Annotated in this window: 17 protein-coding genes; 9 read left to right on the top strand and 8 right to left on the bottom strand. The window is 71.2% G+C overall.

The genetic code is table 11. The features are described from left to right. Window positions 1–46: 46 nt before the first annotated feature. On the top strand, window positions 47–658 hold the full coding sequence (locus tag ABD151_RS20965) for an HAD family hydrolase (RefSeq protein ID WP_343996812.1): 612 nt from the start codon (window positions 47–49) through the stop codon (window positions 656–658). A gap of 22 nt (window positions 659–680) precedes the next feature. On the opposite strand, the gene ABD151_RS20960 is transcribed toward ABD151_RS20965, so the two are convergent. The 6 genes from ABD151_RS20960 to ABD151_RS20935 all read right to left on the bottom strand — a co-directional run bounded on the left by ABD151_RS20960 (window position 681) and on the right by ABD151_RS20935 (window position 6846). Continuing rightward, window positions 681–1094 carry a DUF3017 domain-containing protein gene (locus ABD151_RS20960; RefSeq protein ID WP_343996811.1) on the bottom strand — a complete coding sequence of 138 codons (414 nt, stop codon included), beginning with the start codon at window positions 1092–1094 and terminating at the stop codon, window positions 681–683. Further along, complete coding sequence (locus ABD151_RS20955) at window positions 1094–1945, bottom strand: bifunctional methylenetetrahydrofolate dehydrogenase/methenyltetrahydrofolate cyclohydrolase (protein WP_343996810.1); 852 nt, start codon at window positions 1943–1945, stop codon at window positions 1094–1096. The genes ABD151_RS20960 and ABD151_RS20955 overlap by 1 nt, the downstream gene beginning before the upstream one ends. Before the next feature lie 15 nt (window positions 1946–1960). Beyond that, window positions 1961–3190 carry an MFS transporter gene (locus ABD151_RS20950; RefSeq protein ID WP_343996809.1) on the bottom strand — a complete coding sequence of 410 codons (1230 nt, stop codon included), beginning with the start codon at window positions 3188–3190 and terminating at the stop codon, window positions 1961–1963. A 161-nt stretch (window positions 3191–3351) separates the two neighbouring features. Then, a complete protein-coding gene (gene purH / locus ABD151_RS20945; protein WP_343996808.1) occupies window positions 3352–4956 on the bottom strand; it encodes a bifunctional phosphoribosylaminoimidazolecarboxamide formyltransferase/IMP cyclohydrolase in 1605 nt (534 codons plus the stop codon). Continuing rightward, window positions 4953–5576: a phosphoribosylglycinamide formyltransferase gene (purN, locus tag ABD151_RS20940; protein ID WP_343996807.1), complete on the bottom strand. Its 624-nt coding sequence runs from the start codon at window positions 5574–5576 to the stop codon at window positions 4953–4955. Before purN ends, purH begins: the two co-directional genes overlap by 4 nt. A 49-nt stretch (window positions 5577–5625) precedes the next feature. After that, window positions 5626–6846: a cell division protein PerM gene (locus ABD151_RS20935; protein ID WP_343996806.1), complete on the bottom strand. Its 1221-nt coding sequence runs from the start codon at window positions 6844–6846 to the stop codon at window positions 5626–5628. A gap of 173 nt (window positions 6847–7019) precedes the next feature. Between ABD151_RS20935 and ABD151_RS20930 the strand changes: the two genes are divergently transcribed. The 7 genes from ABD151_RS20930 to ABD151_RS20900 all read left to right on the top strand — a co-directional run bounded on the left by ABD151_RS20930 (window position 7020) and on the right by ABD151_RS20900 (window position 14274). Continuing rightward, a complete protein-coding gene (locus ABD151_RS20930; RefSeq protein WP_343996805.1) occupies window positions 7020–8828 on the top strand; it encodes a SigE family RNA polymerase sigma factor in 1809 nt (602 codons plus the stop codon). 17 nt (window positions 8829–8845) lie between these two features. Then, window positions 8846–9808, top strand: a complete 963-nt coding sequence (locus tag ABD151_RS20925; protein ID WP_343996804.1) for an ABC transporter ATP-binding protein — start codon at window positions 8846–8848, stop codon at window positions 9806–9808. Next, entirely contained in the window at window positions 9801–10694 is an 894-nt protein-coding gene (locus ABD151_RS20920; protein WP_343996803.1) for an ABC transporter permease, read from the top strand. Before ABD151_RS20925 ends, ABD151_RS20920 begins: the two co-directional genes overlap by 8 nt. After that, the gene (locus tag ABD151_RS20915; protein ID WP_343996802.1) at window positions 10694–11608 is read left to right on the top strand and encodes an ABC transporter ATP-binding protein; all 915 of its coding nucleotides are present in this window, start codon (window positions 10694–10696) and stop codon (window positions 11606–11608) included. Before ABD151_RS20920 ends, ABD151_RS20915 begins: the two co-directional genes overlap by 1 nt. Continuing rightward, window positions 11605–12315, top strand: coding sequence for an ABC transporter permease (locus ABD151_RS20910; RefSeq protein WP_343996801.1), 711 nt, complete (start codon window positions 11605–11607; stop codon window positions 12313–12315). The genes ABD151_RS20915 and ABD151_RS20910 overlap by 4 nt, the downstream gene beginning before the upstream one ends. Before the next feature lie 86 nt (window positions 12316–12401). Beyond that, window positions 12402–12908: a SigE family RNA polymerase sigma factor gene (locus ABD151_RS20905; RefSeq protein ID WP_343996800.1), complete on the top strand. Its 507-nt coding sequence runs from the start codon at window positions 12402–12404 to the stop codon at window positions 12906–12908. Further along, the gene (locus ABD151_RS20900) at window positions 12901–14274 is read left to right on the top strand and encodes a hypothetical protein (protein ID WP_343996799.1); all 1374 of its coding nucleotides are present in this window, start codon (window positions 12901–12903) and stop codon (window positions 14272–14274) included. The genes ABD151_RS20905 and ABD151_RS20900 overlap by 8 nt, the downstream gene beginning before the upstream one ends. A 70-nt stretch (window positions 14275–14344) precedes the next feature. Here the strand turns inward: ABD151_RS20900 and sucD are convergent, their stop codons facing one another. Next, window positions 14345–15226, bottom strand: coding sequence for a succinate--CoA ligase subunit alpha (gene sucD / locus ABD151_RS20895; RefSeq protein ID WP_343996798.1), 882 nt, complete (start codon window positions 15224–15226; stop codon window positions 14345–14347). A gap of 17 nt (window positions 15227–15243) precedes the next feature. After that, entirely contained in the window at window positions 15244–16410 is a 1167-nt protein-coding gene (sucC, locus tag ABD151_RS20890; RefSeq protein ID WP_343996797.1) for an ADP-forming succinate--CoA ligase subunit beta, read from the bottom strand. Window positions 16411–16908: 498 nt separating this feature from the next. On the opposite strand from sucC, the gene ABD151_RS20885 reads away from it, so the two are divergent. Beyond that, complete coding sequence (locus ABD151_RS20885; protein WP_343996796.1) at window positions 16909–17583, top strand: M23 family metallopeptidase; 675 nt, start codon at window positions 16909–16911, stop codon at window positions 17581–17583. Window positions 17584–17635: the final 52 nt, after the last annotated feature.

Genomic DNA, 17635 nt, shown 5'->3' with positions numbered 1-17635 from the left:
CCGTTCGTCCGGGGAGCATTGTCTGCCCCTGCCTAGAATCGGCAGCGTGAGCACACCGCTGGTGGTCGGCTTCGACCTCGACATGACGCTGATCGACACCCGTCCCGGGTTCGCAGCCACCCTGCAGGCGCTCGGCGCCGAGCTCGGCGTCGCCTTCGCCTGCGAGGAGATGACCGCGCGGCTCGGCCCACCGCTGGACCACATGCTCGCCGACTATCTCGAGGCCACGGCGATCCCGGCCGCGGTCGACCGCTTCCGCGAGCTCTACGTGGACCACTCGATCCACCCCGTGCCCGCGCCCGGCGGGGCCCACGAGGCATTGGCGGCGGTGCGCGGTCATGGCGGCCGGATCATCGTGGTGACCGGCAAGTTCGCCCCGAACGCACATCGGCACGTCGACCATCTGGCCTTCGACATCGACCACGTCGAGGGGCAGGTCTGGGGCGTCGGCAAGGCCGAGGCGCTGCGCGCGCATGGTGTCAGCGTCTACGTCGGCGACCACGTGCACGACGTCGAGGGGGCCCGCGCGGCAGGCGTGCTCAGCGTCTCCGTGCTGACCGGAGGCTGCACCGCCGACGAGCTGCGCGACGCCGGAACCGACGTGGTGCTCACCGACCTCACCGCGTTCCCGGGCTGGCTGGCCACCCACCTCGGCTGAGCGCGGCTCCCCCGCGCTGCGGCTAGCCCTGGTCCGGGATGGTCGCCGCCAGGATCAGCAGCAGCACCCCGAAGGTGACCATGATCGTGACGTCGAAGGACTTGCGCCGCACCTCGAGCATGCCGGCGTCCTCGGTGCGCAGCGCCACCCGGGCGGCGGCTCCGGCCAGCATGGCCAGGGCCAACCAGCTCACGCCACTGCGCCAGGGACCGATCGCGGCGGTGATCACACCGCCGATGGCAGCGGCCAGCACGCACAGGTAGATCACGCCGCCGACGGTGCGCGGCGCCTTGATCTCGGTGACCGAGCGACGCTCGATGACGTCGTCCGCCGGGCCGGCCGTGGCCGGGTCGGACTCGGCCGGGGTCGACGACTCGGCAGCGGCGCCCGAGGCGGGCTCGCCGTCCGGCTGCGCTGCCGAGTCGTCGGTGCTCATCAGCGCAGCTGGCTCTCGGCGATCGAGACCACGTTGGCCAGCAGCATGGCGCGGGTCATCGGGCCGACGCCGCCCGGGTTCGGGGAGACCCAGCCCGCGACGTCCCAGACGTCGTCGGCCAGGTCGCCGGCGATCTTGCCGTCGACGCGGGAGACGCCGACGTCGAGCAGGGCAGCACCCGGCTTGACCATGTCGGCGGTGATGATGCCCGGGACGCCGGCCGCGGCGACCACGATGTCGGCCTTGCGGACATGGGCGGCCAGGTCGACGGTGCCGGTGTGGCACAGGGTCACGGTGGCGTTCTCGGAGCGGCGGGTCAGCAGCAGGCCGAGCGGGCGGCCGACGGTGACGCCGCGGCCGACCACGACCACCTCGGCACCGTTGATCGCAACGTCGTGGCGACGCAGCAGCTCGACGATCCCGAACGGGGTGCACGGCAGCGGCGCCTCGTTGCCCAGCACCAGCCAGCCGAGGTTCGTCGGGTGCAGGCCGTCGGCGTCCTTGCCCGGGTCGATCAGGCCGAGCACGCGGTTCTCGTCGCGGCCGCGCGGCAGCGGCAGCTGGACGATGTAGCCGGTGCAGGCCGGGTTCTCGTTGAGGGAGCGGACGGCGTCCTCGATCTCCTCCTGGGTGGCGGTCTCCGGGAGGTCGATCCGGATCGACTCGATGCCGACCTCGGCGCAGTCCTTGTGCTTGCCCCCGACGTACCACCGCGACCCCGGGTCGTCGCCGACCAGGATGGTGCCGAGGCCGGGCGTGATGCCCTGCTCCTTCAGCGCGGTGATCCGGGTGCGCAGTTCGTCCTTGATCGCCGCAGCGGTCGCGGTTCCGTCGAGCTTCTTGGCAGTCACGCAGGGCAGTCTATTTCAGGACGTGACCGCGTGCTCGCGCAGGTGACGCTCGGCGGCGCGAGCAGCCGGATGCGCGACGACCACCGCGGCGACGGCGATCGCCGCGATCACCGCCCAGCCCGGCGTTCCCCAGGTGAGGGCGAGGAAGGTGAACAGGGCCGGCCCGACGATCGACTCCACCTGGTAGCCCAGGTTGAAGACGCCCTGGTACTCCCCCAGCCGCTGCGGGTCGCTGAGCTCGGCCAGCCACCCCCAGTGCGCCGCGCTCGACCACAGCTCGGCACCGGTGATGGTCACGTGGCCGAGCCAGATCAGCACGATCGAGACCCAGCCGACGGTGTCATGGGTGACGGCGATGATCGCGCACGAGATCACGAACGACCAGCCGCACAGGCGCGCCGCCCGGAGCGCGCCGTCGACGCTGTGCGCCCCCTTGGCGAACGGCACCTGGAGCAGCACCGCCAGCACGGTGTTGGTGCCGAAGAGCCAGGCCAGCAGGACCGGCGGGGCGTCGGTGCGCTCGACCAGCCAGAGCGGGACGACCACGTTGAGCAGCACCTGGTTGGTGCCCAGCACCCCGTTGCAGATGCCGAGGATCACGAAGCCCTTGTTCCTCAGCCCGGCCGGGCTGGCCAGCTGGACTACCTCGACGGAGTCGGCGCGGGCGATCGTCGGCAGGGCCCGGACCATGAACGCGTTGATCACCAGCAGTGCACCGGTGAGGATCGGGACCGCCATGATGGCGGTGTCGGTGCCGATCGCCAGCGCGAAGCCACCGGCGGCCGCGCCCAGCGTGTAGCCGACGTTGCGGGCCGAGCGCATGAAGGCCATCGAGCGCACCCGGGTCTCCCTCGGGAAGACCTCGATCGTGTAGGCACCGCGGCCTGCGCGGGCCCCGGTCTCGACGGCGGCGAGCACCGAGAGCATCAGGGTGAAGGTCCAGAAGCCGTCCAGCCAGGGCCAGATGAAGTAGAGGATCGCCTCGATCGCCGAGCCGAGCACCCACATCCGCTGCGCGCCGAGCCGGTCGGTGACCTTGCCCAGCGGCACCGAGCAGGCCAGCACCACGATGCCGCTGATCGACATGCCCAGGCCGACCTGCGCCGCGCTCAACCCGACGATCTTGGTGAAGAAGACGGCGGTGCCGGTCAGGAACGAGCCGGTGGCGAACGCGGAGAGGATCGACTGCACGGTCAGGCGGCGTTCCAGGCTGGTCGGCGGAACGATGGTGGCCAGCAGTCTCATGTGCGTCTCCCGAGTGCAACAGGTTTATCTCGACGTCAAGATATCGCGGGGACTGAGCCGCCCGCATCCGGTTTTCCGGCCGCCCTCCGGCCAGCGCGAGCCGCCGCAGAAATGCGTGACGCCCGCGGGCGGACCCGCGGGCGTCACGATGAAGCGCTGGCTCAGTGCGCGAAGTGGCGGGTGCCGGTGAAGTAGAGGCTGATCCCGGCGGCGTTGGCGGCGGCGATCACCTCTTCGTCACGGATCGAGCCACCGGGCGCGACGACCGCGGTCACGCCGCCGTCGATGAGCACCTGGAGGCCGTCGGCGAACGGGAAGAACGCGTCCGAGGAGGCCACCGCGCCCTGGGCGCGCTCACCCGCACGGGTGACCGCCAGGTTGCAGGAGTCGACCCGGTTGACCTGGCCCATGCCGACGCCCACCGAGGCGCCGCCCTTGGCCAGCAGGATCGCGTTGGACTTCACCGCGCGCACCGAGCGCCAGGCGAAGGTCAGGTCGCCGAGCACCTCGTCGGTGACGGCCGAGCCGGCCACCAGGCGCCAGTGCGCCGGGTCGTCGCCGAACGGGCGACCCTCGGCGTCGGTGCCGGCAGCGTCGATCTGGTCGCGCATCTGGACCAGCAGACCACCGGTGATCGGACGCGACTCCAGGTGCAGACCCTTCGGCGGGTCAACCACCAGCAGGCGCAGGTTCTTCTTGGCGGTCAGGATGTCGAGCGCAGCGCCCTCGAATCCGGGAGCCACGATCACCTCGGTGAAGATGTCCTTGACCGTCTCGGCCATCTCCGCGGTCACCGGACGGTTGGTGGCGATGATGCCGCCGTAGGCCGAGACCGGGTCGCACTCGTGCGCCTTGCGGTGCGCCTCGGCGATGTCGGCGCCGACCGCGATGCCGCACGGGTTGGCGTGCTTGATGATCGCGACCGTCGGCTGGTCGCCGTGGTCGTAGGCGGCACGGTAGGCGGCGTCGGCGTCGATGTAGTTGTTGTACGACATCTCCTTGCCGTGCAGCTGGGTGCCCTGGGCGAGACCGCGCGCGGCACCGTGGCCGTTGCGGTAGATCGCGGCGGCCTGGTGCGGGTTCTCGCCGTAGCGCAGCACGTCCTCACGGCTCCACGACGCACCGATCCACGCCGGGAACTGGGTGTCGGCGTCGTCCGAGACGAGCACCGAGCCCATCCAGGAGGCGACGTTCACGTCGTAGGTGGCGGTGTGCACGAACGCGGCACTGGCCAGGCGACGACGCTCGGTCAGCGTGTAGCCGCCGGCCTCGACCGCGGCCAGGGTGCCGGCGTAGTCGTCGGGCGAGGTCACGATCGCCACCGACGGGTGGTTCTTCGCGGCCGCGCGCACCATCGACGGGCCGCCGATGTCGATCTGCTCGACGCACTCGTCCGGGGTCGCGCCCGAGGCCACGGTCTGGCTGAACGGGTACAGGTTGGAGATCACCAGATCGAACGGCTCGACCCCGAGCTCGGCCAGCTGCTCCACGTGGGAGTCCAGGCGGCGGTCCGCGAGGATGCCTGCGTGCACCTTCGGGTGCAGCGTCTTGACCCGGCCGTCGAGGCACTCGGGGAAGCCGGTCAGCTCCTCCACCCGGGTGACCGGGATCGCCATGGACTCGATCAGGGCGGCCGAGCCTCCCGTGGACACGATGCTCACGCCGGCCTTGTGCAGACCGCGGGCGAGCTCCTCCAGACCGGTCTTGTCGTAGACGGAGACCAGCGCGCGCCGGATCGGGATCCGGCCTTCGGGGTTCGTGCTCATCGCGTGAACCGCACCTTCCTATCGGTGATGGTGAAACCTTCTCGGGCCATCCGGCCCACGTTCTCGACGAGCATCTCGCGCTCGGCGGTCTTGATGCGCTCGTGCAACGACTCGACGTCGTCGTCATCGAGCACCGGAACGGCACGCTGGTCCACGATCGGACCGGTGTCCACACCGGCGTCGACCACGAAGAGCGTGCAGCCGGTGACCTTCACCCCGTACTCCAGGGCGTCCTTGGGCCCGGTCATCCCCGGGAACGACGGCGACAGCGCCGGGTGGGTGTTCACCGTGCGACCACCGAAGGCGGCCATGAAGTCGTCACCGACGAGCTTCATGAAGCCGGCCAGGACGACCAGGTCCGGCTGGTAACCGGCGACGGCCTCGGCGAGCGCCTTGTCCCAGGCCGCGCGGTCCGCGAAGTCGGGCACCCGCAGCACGAAGGTCGGGACTCCGTGGCGCTCGGCGCGACGCAGCCCCTCGATGTCGTGGCGGTCGGCGCCCACGGCGACGACCTCGGCCCCGTAGGCGGGGTCGGCGGCGGCGTCGAGGATCGCTTGCAGATTGGTGCCCGATCCGGAGACGAGCACCACGAGCCGGGCAGGCCTGGCGGAGGTGGACACGGGCGAAGTTTATCGAGCCCCGGCCGCGACGCGATGGGCGGGCTGAGCCTTACTCCGCGGCGCCGTGACGACGGCGCGTCCACCAGGTGCCGAGCACTCCGCCGAGCAGCCCGCCGAGGCCGAAGGCGACGATCCCGGTGACCAGGGTCTCCCCCACCACCGGACCCACGTCGGCCATCCGGCCGGGCCCCACGGCACCGCCCGCCAGCGCGGCCAGGATGCCGAACAGCAGGCCACTCACCACGCCGGCCGCGAGGCCGCGCACGGCACCCGCCTCCCAGGCGATGGTCGGGTGCACCCGCTGGGTGCGGGCCACCGCGAGGGCGGCCACGAGCACCGGCAGGCCGACCAGGAACGCGGTCCAGGCCGGCGTCTCGCCGTTGTCCGGCAGGGCCGCGAGCAACGGGAACAACGGGACCGGGCCGATCGCCACCAGGGTCGGGCTGACCAACGTCCCGGTGCCGACCAGGAAGCCCGGACCGAGCAGGTACGAGCCGGCGAAGATCACCGCGTTCGGCACCACCAGCAGGCAGAGCAGCAGGTAGAGCGCGGCATCGCCGGGTGAGGTGTGCATCTGCGAGAGCACGTTCGCGGCGGTGCCGAAGTCGAGCAGCAGCGCGATCACGAAGACCGTCAGCGCGAGGCCCAGGAACCAGACCAGCACCGCCCGCACCGCGGTCGCCGTGGCCCGCACGCCCTCGGGGACCATCGACAGCCAGGTGGCGGCGCGTCCCGAGCCGATCGCGATCCCCGGGCCCGCCGCGATCGCGCACAACCCGAGCGTCCAGACCAGCGCGGCGCCCAGCGAGGGGTCGTTGTCACCGGCCGCCAGCACGCTGGTCAGGGTCGTCACCAAAAGGTACGCGGCCGCGAAGACCCCGACCGCGACGTGCACGGTCCAGTCCCGGACCCCGTCGGCCAGGTCGTCGGCGTCGGGGCCGTGGTTGGTCAGGCTCTCCCCCAGCCGCAGCGCGGTCCGCCAGACCACCAGCAGACAGAGCAGGGTGAGCCCCAGCGGCACCGCGGTGATCCGGATGCCGTCGATGCTCAGGCCGGAGCCGTGCGCGGAGAGCCAGGCCAGCGCCCCGCTGCGCAACGCGTCCCGCGGCTCACCGTGGGCACCGGCGTCGGCCAGGAACCAGCCCACCAGGCTGGTCGCGAGGCAGAGCCCCAGGGTGATCCCGGACGCCGTGAAGCCGGCCAGCGCTGCGAGCAGCGAGAGCGGCCGGGCGGTACGAGGGCGGTCGGTCGGCGTCACGGTGGAGATCATGGCGCATCCATCCTCCCCGGCCGAGCAGGCGCGGGCGCGCTGCACACGCCGGGGACCGGCCCACGCCGCTGTGGCCCCGCGCACCTCCCGGTCGCCGGGTGCCGTCGGCAGCGCAGGGAACGAGGCTCGCGAACGGGACAGTCCTACCCACCCGCGCGTAGGCTGGAGCCGCCATGCCTGCCCCAGCCGACTTCGATACGTTCTACCAGGCGACCCGTGCCCGCCTCCTGCTGGAGACCTATGCGCTGACCGGCGATCTGCCTGCCGCGCGCAGTGCCGTGCGCGAGGCCTACGTCTCCGCTTGGCACCACTGGCGCAAGGTCTCCACCCTTCCCGACCCCGAGTCGTGGGTGCGCCCGCACGCGTGGAGCAGCGCCCAGCGGCGGCACCAGGCCCGGATCTGGCACCGCGAGAAGAACCTCGACGAGGCCACCATCGCCACCTTCGAGGCACTCGGCGACCTGACGCCCCGGCAGCGCAAGGCCCTGCTGCTGGCCGAGCTGGCCGGCCTCGAGATCGCGCCGTCGGCCCGCGAGCTCGGCCTGACCGTCGACGCCGCCAGCACGGCCCTCGCGGACGCGCGCGCCAGCATGGCCCAGCGCCTGGAGGTGGCACCCGAGCAGATCGCGCACCGGCTGACCATGCTCGGCGACCGCCTGCACGACACCCGCTACCCGCGCTCCACGATCATCCGCAGGGGTGGCTCCCGGCGACGCCGCACGCACACCCTGATCGCGGTCGCCGCCACCGCCGCGCTGCTGCTCGGCGGCGGCGTGCTGGTGCACCAGAACTCCGCCGACGTGCGGGCCCTCGGCAAGGACTCGACCTCCACAGAGGAGACCGGCCCGCGACTGCACCCCAACGACCTGCTCGACAAGACGGAGATCGCCGCCGCCGTCCCGAAGCGGACCATCGCCACCACCAGCACCGACGACAACACCGGCGGCACCGGACGCTACGCACTGTGCCAGCGCGACCCGTTCGCCGACCCGGCCGGCCTCGGCACCCTGGTCCGCACCTTCACCTTCTCGGGACGGCCGACCGGAGCCGCGATGCAGGCTGCCGAGCTGAGCAAGACCCCCGAGGCCAGCAAGACGGCCTACGACCGGCTCGTCGGCTGGTACCTGGGCTGCACCGAGACCCGGGTCCAGCTGATCTCCACCCACCGCCTCGACGGCGTCGGCGAGGAGGCGATGGTGCTCGCCCTGCGCGCATGGGAGCGCCCCGCCACCACGCACCTGGTCGCGCTCAGCCGGACCGGCTCCCTGCTCACCTCGACCACGCTCACCGAGCGCGGCGAGCGCGGCGAGCTCGACGTCAACCTGAAGCCGCTGGTCTCCCTGATCGGCAGCGCCGTCACCAAGCTCTGCGCCAACGAGGTGGGCGGCACCTGCGTGACCACGCCGAAGCTGCGCAAGGTGGCACCGCCGCCGGGCGACAAGGCCAAGGGCATGCTGCAGGAGATCGACCTGCCGCCGGTCACCGGCATCGACCTGGCCTGGGCCGGCACCAAGCCGACCAAGGCCACCAATGTCGCCGCCACCCCGTGCACCGCGATCACCTTCAAGGGCAAGCAGTTCGGCTCCACCCGGACCCGCAGCTTCGTGATCCCCGGCGCTGACCTGGCCACCTACTTCGGGATCACCGAGACCTACGGCCGGATGGCCTCGGCCGGCCCGGCACGCAAGCAGGTCGAGCAGGTGCGCGCGAAGATGGCCAGCTGCGAGGACGACGACCTCACCACCGAGGTGGCCCGCACCACCAGCCGCTCCACCAAGGGCAGCGACCTCACCATCTGGCGCATCGACACCGAGCTGTCGGACAAGCGGACGCTCACCTACTGGATGGCGATCATCCGCCGCGACGCCGACGTGGCCCAGGTGGTCTTCGTCCCGGACGGCCCGCACACCCTGCCCAAGGGCGGGTTCAGCGCCCTCGGCGAGCGGGCCCTGGAGCGCTTGGAGAACCTGCCCAGCAGGTGACCCTGTAGGTTGTCGACGTGACCGCCGACACGTCGCAGAGCGCCTCGGTGACCGCCGCGCCGGTGATCCGCACGGCGGGTCTCACCATGGACTACGGCCGGGTCGTGGCCCTGCACGACCTGACCGTCGAGATCGATGCCGGGGTGACCGGGCTGGTCGGCGCCAACGGGGCCGGCAAGTCCACGCTGATCAAGATCCTGCTCGGCCTGCAGACGCCGACCTCGGGCACCGCCCAGGTGCTCGGCCACGACATCGCCACCGCCGACGACGAGATCCGCCGGGTGATCGGCTACATGCCGGAGCACGACTGCCTGCCGCCGGACGTCAACGCCAGCGAGTTCGTCGTGCACCTGGCCCGGATGTCGGGCCTGCCCGCCGCCGCGGCCCGCGAGCGCGCCGCCGACATCCTGCGCCTGGTCGGGCTCGACGAGGAGCGCTACCGGCTGCTCGGCGGCTACTCGACCGGGATGAAGCAGCGCGCCAAGCTCGCCCAGGCCCTGGTCCACGACCCGGCCCTGGTCTTCCTCGACGAGCCCACCAACGGGCTCGATCCGGCCTCGCGCCTGGAGATGCTGAGCCTGGTCCGCCGGATCGGCTCCGACTTCGGCATCCCGGTGCTGGTCACCTCCCACCTGCTCGGCGAGCTCGAGAAGATCAGCGACCACGTGGTGATCCTCGACGGCGGCCACCTGCTCCGCTCCTCGGCCACCAGCCAGTTCCTCGACGCCACCGGATCCCTGCTGGTGGAGGTGCTCGGCGGCGCCGCGGAGCGGGATCTGCTCGGCAACGCGCTCGCCGCCGCGGGCCTCAGCTGCCGGCCCAGGGGCCAGTTGGTCACCATCGACCCGCCACCCGACGGCCTCGACGTGCACCGGCTGGTCCGCGACACCGTCGCCGATCTGGAGCTGGCGCTGGTCCGGATCCAGGCCGACCAGGGCCACCTCGAGGACGTCTTCACCCAAGGAGCCCACCATGTCTGAGGGCTACCCGGGCCCCCGCCCCGCGGGCGTCATCCACGACATCGGCTACCGCCGCTACACCGGCCCGCGCGAGTCGAACGCCACGATCGCGGCCTCGCTGTACCTGACCGGGCTGCGGCACGCCTTCGGGATCGGCCGCTCCGGACGCTCCAAGGTACTCCCGATCGTGCTCGGCGCCTTCGCCCTGCTCCCGGCGGTGATCCTGATCGGGGTGCTGGCGGTCACCGGGATCAACAAGCCGCTGGTGAGCTATGCGGGCTACACCAACCAGATCCAGGTGCTGATCAGCATCTTCGCCGCCGCGCAGGCGCCGGTGCTCTTCTCCCGCGACCTGCGCTCGCGCTCGATCGTGCTCTACCTGGCCCGTCCACTCAGCCCGGCTCCACTGGCGCTGGTGCGCTGGGCCTCGCTGACCACCGCGTGCGTGCTCTTCATGCTGGTCCCGCAGCTGGTGCTGCTGGCCGGTGGACTGATCGCGGACCTCGACGTCAGCCACGAGCTCAGCCAGTTCGTCCGGTCGCTGCCGCTCACCCTGCTGTTGGCCACCATGCTGGCCGGGATCACCGGCCTGATCGCCAGCTACGCGCTGCGCCGCGGCTTCGCCGTCGTCGGCTCGATCCTGGCGTTGGTGGTGCTCAACACCGGGGTCTCGATCGTCCAGGCGATCGCGGACGAGACCGGCTCCCCGCGGGTCGGCGAGCTCGCCGGGCTCTTCTCCCCGTGGTCGCTGGTCAACGGGCTGGCCAGTGAGCTGGACGCCGGCGTCCGGGTGATCACTCCCCCCGACGGCGCCGCGATGGTCGCCCTCTACCTGATCGTCGCCGTCGCGATCGTCGGCGGGACCCTCGCCCTGCTGGTGGCCCGGTTCCGGAAGGCAGGTCGCTGATGAGCGTGCTGAGGTTGGAGAAGGTGTCGCGCTGGTTCGGCAACGTGGTCGCCGTCAACGACGTGACGATGACGATCGGCCCCGGCGTCACCGGCCTGCTCGGGCCCAACGGCGCCGGCAAGACCACGCTGATGGCGATGATGTCCGGCTTCCTGGCGCCGTCGGCCGGCACCGTCACCCTGGACGACGTCCCGGTGTGGCGCAATACCGAGGCCTACCGGGTGTTGGGGCTGGTGCCGGAGCGCGAGATCAGCTTCGGCTACCTCAGCGGACGGCAGTTCGTGCAGGCCAACGCCGAGCTGCACCAGCTGCCCGACCCCCGCGCCGCCACCGAGCGGGCGCTGGCGCGCGTGGAGATGACCGAGCCCGCCGAGCGGCGCATCGACACCTACTCCAAGGGCATGCGGCAGCGGATCAAGATCGCTGCGGCGCTGGTCCACGAGCCACGCGTGATGCTGCTCGACGAGCCGTTCAACGGGGTCGATCCCCGCCAGCGGATGCAGCTGATGGACCTCCTGCACCGGTTGGGCGACGCCGGGAGCACCATCGTCTTCAGCTCGCACATCCTGGAGGAGGTCGAGCGACTGGCCCGGCACATCGAGGTGGTGGTCTCCGGACGGCACGCGGCCTCCGGCGACTTCGGCGCGATCCGGCGGCTGATGACCGACCGCCCGGTGCGCTACTTCCTGCGCTGCGACGACGCCCGTGCGCTGGCCACCGCGCTGGTCGCACAACCCGCGGTGAAGGCGGTCCGCTTCACCGGCGACGACGGCATCGACGTCGAGGTCTCCGACCTCGGCGCCTTCGCCCACGGCCTGCCCCGCTGGGCGCGTGAGGGCGACATCGCCCTGTGGGAGGTCTCCCCCAGCGACGAGTCGCTGGAGAGCGTCTTCTCCTACCTGGTGGCGCGATGAACCCGACGATCGTCCGGCTCGCGGTGCAGGCGCTGCTCGGCCACCGCCGGTTCTGGCTGCTGCTGGTCTTCCCGATCGGCCTGGCCGCGCTGGTGGTGCTGATCCGGGTGCTGACCGGCGACGAGGTCGCCGCCTGGGACACCTTGGACGGGATGGGCCCCAGCCTGGTGCTCCCGCTGCTGGCGCTGATCGCGGCCAGCTCGGTGATGGGGCCCGAGGTCGACGACGGCTCGATCGTCTACCTGCTGGCCAAGCCGATCTCGCGGCACAGCGTGGCGCTCAGCAAGTACCTGGTCGCGCTCGCCGCGGTGCTCGCCGCCGGCACGCTGCCGATCCTCGTCGTCGGGCTGGTGGTGCGCCCGGAGGAGCCCGGGATGTCGGTGGCGCTGTGGACCAGCACGGTGGTCAGCGGCATCGTCTACACCGCGCTCTTCCTGGCGCTGAGCACGCTGACCCGGCATGCCGTCGTCTTCGGGCTGCTCTACATCCTGATCTGGGAGGGCACGCTCGGCAGCATCTTCTCCGGCATCGCGACGCTCAGCGTGGCGCAGTGGGGCCAGCGGGTGGGCCAGGAGGTGGACGCCGCGGTCAGCAGCAGCGATCTCGCCCTGTGGTGGGCGCTGGGCGCCTCCGCCGCCCTCGCCGTAGGAGCCGTCTGGTTCGCCGGCGACCGGCTCCGCTCCTTCTCCTTCCAGGGCGACGAGTAGTCCGCGGAGAATTCTCGGGCTCCGACGCAACCCGCCGGCTCTCCCATGCGTCTCCCAGCCGAGACAGCAACCACACGGAGGTGGAGATGACCGAGGAGGAGTTCGACGCGTTCTACGACGCATCGTTCGCTCGCGTGACCAGCCAGCTCCACGCGATGATCGGGGATCGCGACGAGGCGCAGGAGTGCGTGCAGGAGGCGTTCATCCGCGCCTGGAGCCGGCGCAAGCAGCTCGCCGACCTCACCCACCCCGAGGCGTGGATCAGGACGACGGCCTATCGGCTCGCGGTGAGCCGCTGGCGGCGGATGCGGCTGGCGCGGCGGCCACCCGATCGGGCGTTGCACGAGGTGGCCCCCAGCGCGGGGCCCGACGAGAACCGGGTGGCCCTGATCGCCGCGCTGCGGCAGCTCCCGGACTCCCAGCGCCGGGCACTGGTGCTGCACCACCTGTGCGACCTGCCGGTGCAACAGGTGGCCGAGGAGACCGGCGTCCCGGTCGGCACCGTGAAGGCGCGGCTGCACCGCGGCCGCGCCGCCCTGACCGCCCTCCTCGATGCCGATGCCGGCCCGACCCAAGGAGCAGCACATGTCTGATCCGATCCGAGACCTGGAGAGCTTCGCGACCACGCCCACCGTGCGCCTCGACGCGGCGGAGGTCCGCCGCCGGGGCGACGCGCGCCGTCGTCGCCGCAACGTGGGAGGCACGGTCGCCGTCGCGGTCGCCGTCGCGGTGATCGCCTCGACCGGTGCCGTGCTGGCCGCGGGCGGCGACGACCGCAGCGACCCGCCGCCGGCGACCACCTCGCCGACGCCGAGCGTGCTGGAGCAGATCCCGGCCGACTTCCCGATCGCGGCCGGCCTGGAGGGTGCCGAGGTGAGCCGGACCGCCGCGATGGAGGGCCTGGACTACTGCGGCACGACACCGTTGGGCGATCTCGCTCCCCGCGACGTCCGCAGTGCGGCGCTGAGCGGCGGCGAGACGTCCGAGATCCGCACCGTCTACCTGCTCCCCGACCCGGAGTCCGCGGCGAAGGTGCAGCAGGAGGTCGTCGACGCCGCCCGGCGATGCACCGACGGCGACCCGCGCGACTCCGGCACTGTCGCCGTCCACGACGGCGACGCGGCGTGGCCCGGGGTCAGCATCAGCGAGGACTTCGCCCGCGGCGCCGCCAGCGCCGAGCCGTCGGTGGAGGTGGTCAACCTGCTCGCCGCCGGCCCGGCATTGCTGGTCACCTCCAGCTACGGCTCGTGGAGCGGTGACGTCGCCTCCGGCGTGCTCGACACCCGCGCCCAGCTCGCCACCCTCGCCGCGGCGATGAGCGGCCTCGGCACGCCCAGCACACCCGGCACCGAGCAGGAGGATCCGCTCCTGCTGCCCGAGGCGCCGGAGTCGGAGAAGGTCGGCCAGGGCACGGTGCCGGACCTGGACCTCGCCCAGGGCTTCGTCGACATGAGCGCGGACGGCGGCGAACAGCTCGGGCCGTCCGCGCAGCTGACCGGGATCGACCGGACCCTGGTCTGCGGCCAGCCGCTGCTGGCGCAGCAACCGCTGCCCACCGGGCGCCTGCTCGCCAGCAACAGCGGGCCGGAGTTCCTCGAGCTGCGCCAGGTGATCGGCTACCGCGACGCCGACGCGGCCAAGCAGGCGTTCACCGAGCTCTTCGACACCGTCAGCGCCTGTACGCCGAAGAAGGCGGGGCGCGGCGGCGCCGTGATGGCCTCCCGCGTCTGGCAGGTGTTCGGCTCCGGCGACCCGGACAGCGTCGTCTTCGCCGACACCGCGGCCGAGGGCCTGGGCGGCTCGCTCTACCGGGTCAGCCGCAAGGGCCGCGCGCTCCTGGTGGTCATGCAGAGCGGCGAGTGGAGCACCGACACGATCGGGGGCGGCCTGAGCGACCTCGACCGGTCGAACGCCGTCGTCGCGCCGATGCTCTGCGCGATGACCGAGCAGGGGTGTTGAGCAGCCCGAGCAGCTGAACGACAACAGCCCCCGACCTACCGGTCGGGGGCTGTTGCGCTGATCGGTCGGATCAGAGGTTCTTCATGATCTCGCGCATGAGCTCCGCGGTCTCGGACGGCGTCTTGCCGACCTTGACGCCGGCGGCCTCGAGGGCCTCCTTCTTCGCCTGCGCGGTGCCCGAGGAGCCCGAGACGATGGCGCCGGCGTGGCCCATGGTCTTGCCCTCCGGGGCGGTGAAGCCCGCGACGTAGCCGACGACCGGCTTGGTCACGTGCTCCTTGATGTAGGCGGCAGCGCGCTCCTCGGCGTCGCCGCCGATCTCGCCGATCATCACGATCGCCTTGGTCTCCGGGTCGTTCTCGAAGGCCTCGAGGGCGTCGATGTGCGTGGTGCCGATGATCGGGTCTCCACCGATGCCGATGGCGGTGGTGAAGCCGAAGTCACGCAGCTCGTACATCATCTGATAGGTCAGGGTGCCCGACTTCGAGACCAGACCGATGGGGCCCTTGCCCGCGATGGTGTGCGGGGTGATGCCGGCCAGCGACTCCTCCGGGGAGATGATGCCGGGGCAGTTCGGGCCGATCATCCGGGTCTTCTTGCCGTCGAGGTACGCGAAGACCTCGGCGGTGTCCTGGACCGGGACGCCCTCGGTGATGACCACCAGGAGCGGGATCTCGGCGTCGATGGCCTCGATGCAGGCCGCCTTGGTGAAGGCCGGCGGCACGAAGGCGACCGAGACGTTGGCGCCGGTGGCGGCCATCGCCTCTTCGACGGTTCCGAAGACCGGGAGCTCCTTGCCGTTGAGCTCAACGGTGGTGCCGGCCTTGCGGGCGTTGACGCCGCCCACGATGTTGGCGTCGGCCTGGAGCATCAGGTTGGTGTGCTTGGAGCCCATGCCACCGGTGATGCCCTGGACGATGATCTTGGAGTCCTTGTTCAGGTAGATCGTCATTGTTCAAGTTCTCCGTTTCAGATGTTCGCGAGCTCGGCGGCCTTGTCGGCCGCTCCGTCCATGGTGTCGACCTGCGTCACCAGCGGGTGGTTCAGCTCGTTCAGGATCGCCCGGCCCTGCTCGACGTTGTTGCCGTCGAGGCGGACGACGAGCGGCTTGGTCGCGTTGTCGCCGAGGATCTCCAGGGCACCCTTGATGCCGTTGGCGACCTCGTCACACGCGGTGATGCCACCGAAGACGTTGACGAACACGGACTTGACCTGCTCGTCGTTGAGGATCACGTCGAGGCCGTTCGCCATCACGGTGGCGTTGGCGCCGCCGCCGATGTCGAGGAAGTTGGCCGGCTTCACGCCGCCGTGGTTCTCACCGGCGTACGCGACGACGTCGAGGGTCGACATGACCAGACCGGCACCGTTGCCGATGATGCCGACCTGACCGTCGAGCTTGACGTAGTTGAGGCCCAGCGCCTTGGCCTTCGCCTCGAGCGGGTCGGCCTCCTCGCTGATCTCGAACTGCTCGTGGTCGGGGTGGCGCACCTCGGAGGCGTTCTCGTCGAGCGAGACCTTGCCGTCCAGGGCCTCCAGCTTGTCGCCCGCGAGGCGAGCCAGCGGGTTGACCTCCACCAGGGTGGCGTCTTCCTCGACGTAGACCTTCCAGAGCTTCTGGACCATCTCGATGGCCTGGTCGCGCAGCTCGGCCGGGAACTTGGCCTCGTCGACGATCGCGGCGGCCTTCTCCGGGGTGACGCCCTCGAGGGCGTTGATCGGGATCTGGCGCACGGCCTCGGGGTTGGTCTTGGCGACCTCCTCGATCTCCACACCACCCTCGACGGACGCGATGCACAGGTGCGAGCGGTTGGCCCGGTCCAGCAGGAAGGAGAAGTAGTACTCCTCGACCGGCGGGGTGGCGGGGGTGACCAGGACACGGTTGACCGTGAGGCCCTTGATCTCCATGCCCAGGATGTTGGAGGCGTACTCGAAGGCCTCGTCGGCGGTCTTGGCGATCTTGACGCCACCCGCCTTGCCACGGCCACCGGCCTTGACCTGGGCCTTGACGACCGTAACGCCGCCGATCTGCTCGGCTGCAGCCTTGGCATCCTCGGCGGTCTCAACAACCACGCCGAGAGTGGTGGCAACGCCATGCTTGGCAAAGAGTTCCTTTGCCTGGTACTCCATCAGGTCCACGTGTCTGATTCCTTAGATTGCTGTTCGCTACGGCCGAGTGGCATCCCAGCCGCGGGAAATCCTCTCGCACCTTAGTCCTGCCTCACCTGCACACACCAATGCGGGGGTGACTGTGCGGGATGCAGGGGCCGAGAGCCTGCTCACGTCGCTGGTATGGACACACCGCCATTAAATGGCCAAATCCCCCACATCTGGCCATGGCCTGATCCACAATCGTGGGACACAGATTTCTGCGGCTTCTGGGGGTCCGTTACAGTCTGTGAGGCTTACGACCACCAACCACAGGGAAATTTCTGCATGGGAAACCATCGAGCACCTCGCCGCGGCGCCCAGCCCGCAGTCGCGAGGACCACTGCTCCAGCGCAGGAGACCCCGTACGTAGGTGGCAAGCGCCGGGCTGCGAAGCCGCAGACCACGCGCTCGCCCCTGGTCAAGGTGATGCCCTCCCCGGCCGTTCTGGTCGGAGTCGCGGCACTCGCCGTCTCCGCAACTGGCGCAGTGACCGTCAGCCAGGCCGACCTCGGCTCTGACGCCACCGCCTCCTCCCCGATCCAGCTCCAGGCCAGCGCCCTGTCCGGCGTCAGCGCCGTCTCCGCCAGCACCGCCCGTGCCTCGCGCACCGAGGCGATCTCGCGTGACTCGCGCCGTGACGCCCTCGAAGACGCCACCAACCAGGAGATCGAGGCAGCCGCCGAGGCGGCGGCCGAGCAGCGCAACGCCGAGCTGGCCAAGCTCGCCGCGACTGCCGAGAAGCACCGTGACGCCGTCGAGCTCAACCTGTGGCACCTGCCGCTGGCCAGCTACCGCCTCACCGCCACCTTCGGCCAGGCGGGCGGCAACTGGTCGCGCAACCACACCGGCCTCGACTTCGCCGCCCCCACCGGCACGCCGGTGATGGCGGTCGCCAACGGCACCGTCACCTCGGCCGAGTACGCCGGCGCCTACGGCAACCAGATCATCGTCACCACCGACGACGGCACCGAGCTGTGGTTCTGCCACCTCTCCGGCTACGCGGTCTCGGTCGGCGACACGGTCCGGGCCGGCGAGGTGATCGGCTACGTCGGCAGCACCGGCAACAGCACCGGTCCGCACATGCACCTCGAGGTGCGCCCCGGTGCCGGCGACCCGGTCGACCCGATGGCGGCGCTGATCGCCAACGGCGTCCGCCCCTGAGCCCGACGCTCACCCGCAACCTCAGCAACGCCAGAAGCCCCGTCCGAGCCGG

This window comes from Nocardioides dubius, assembly GCF_039528155.1.
GTDB lineage: Bacteria > Actinomycetota > Actinomycetes > Propionibacteriales > Nocardioidaceae > Nocardioides > Nocardioides dubius.
The sequence above is the reverse complement of the archived record's forward strand: the minus strand, read 5'-3'. Positions and strand labels throughout refer to the sequence as shown.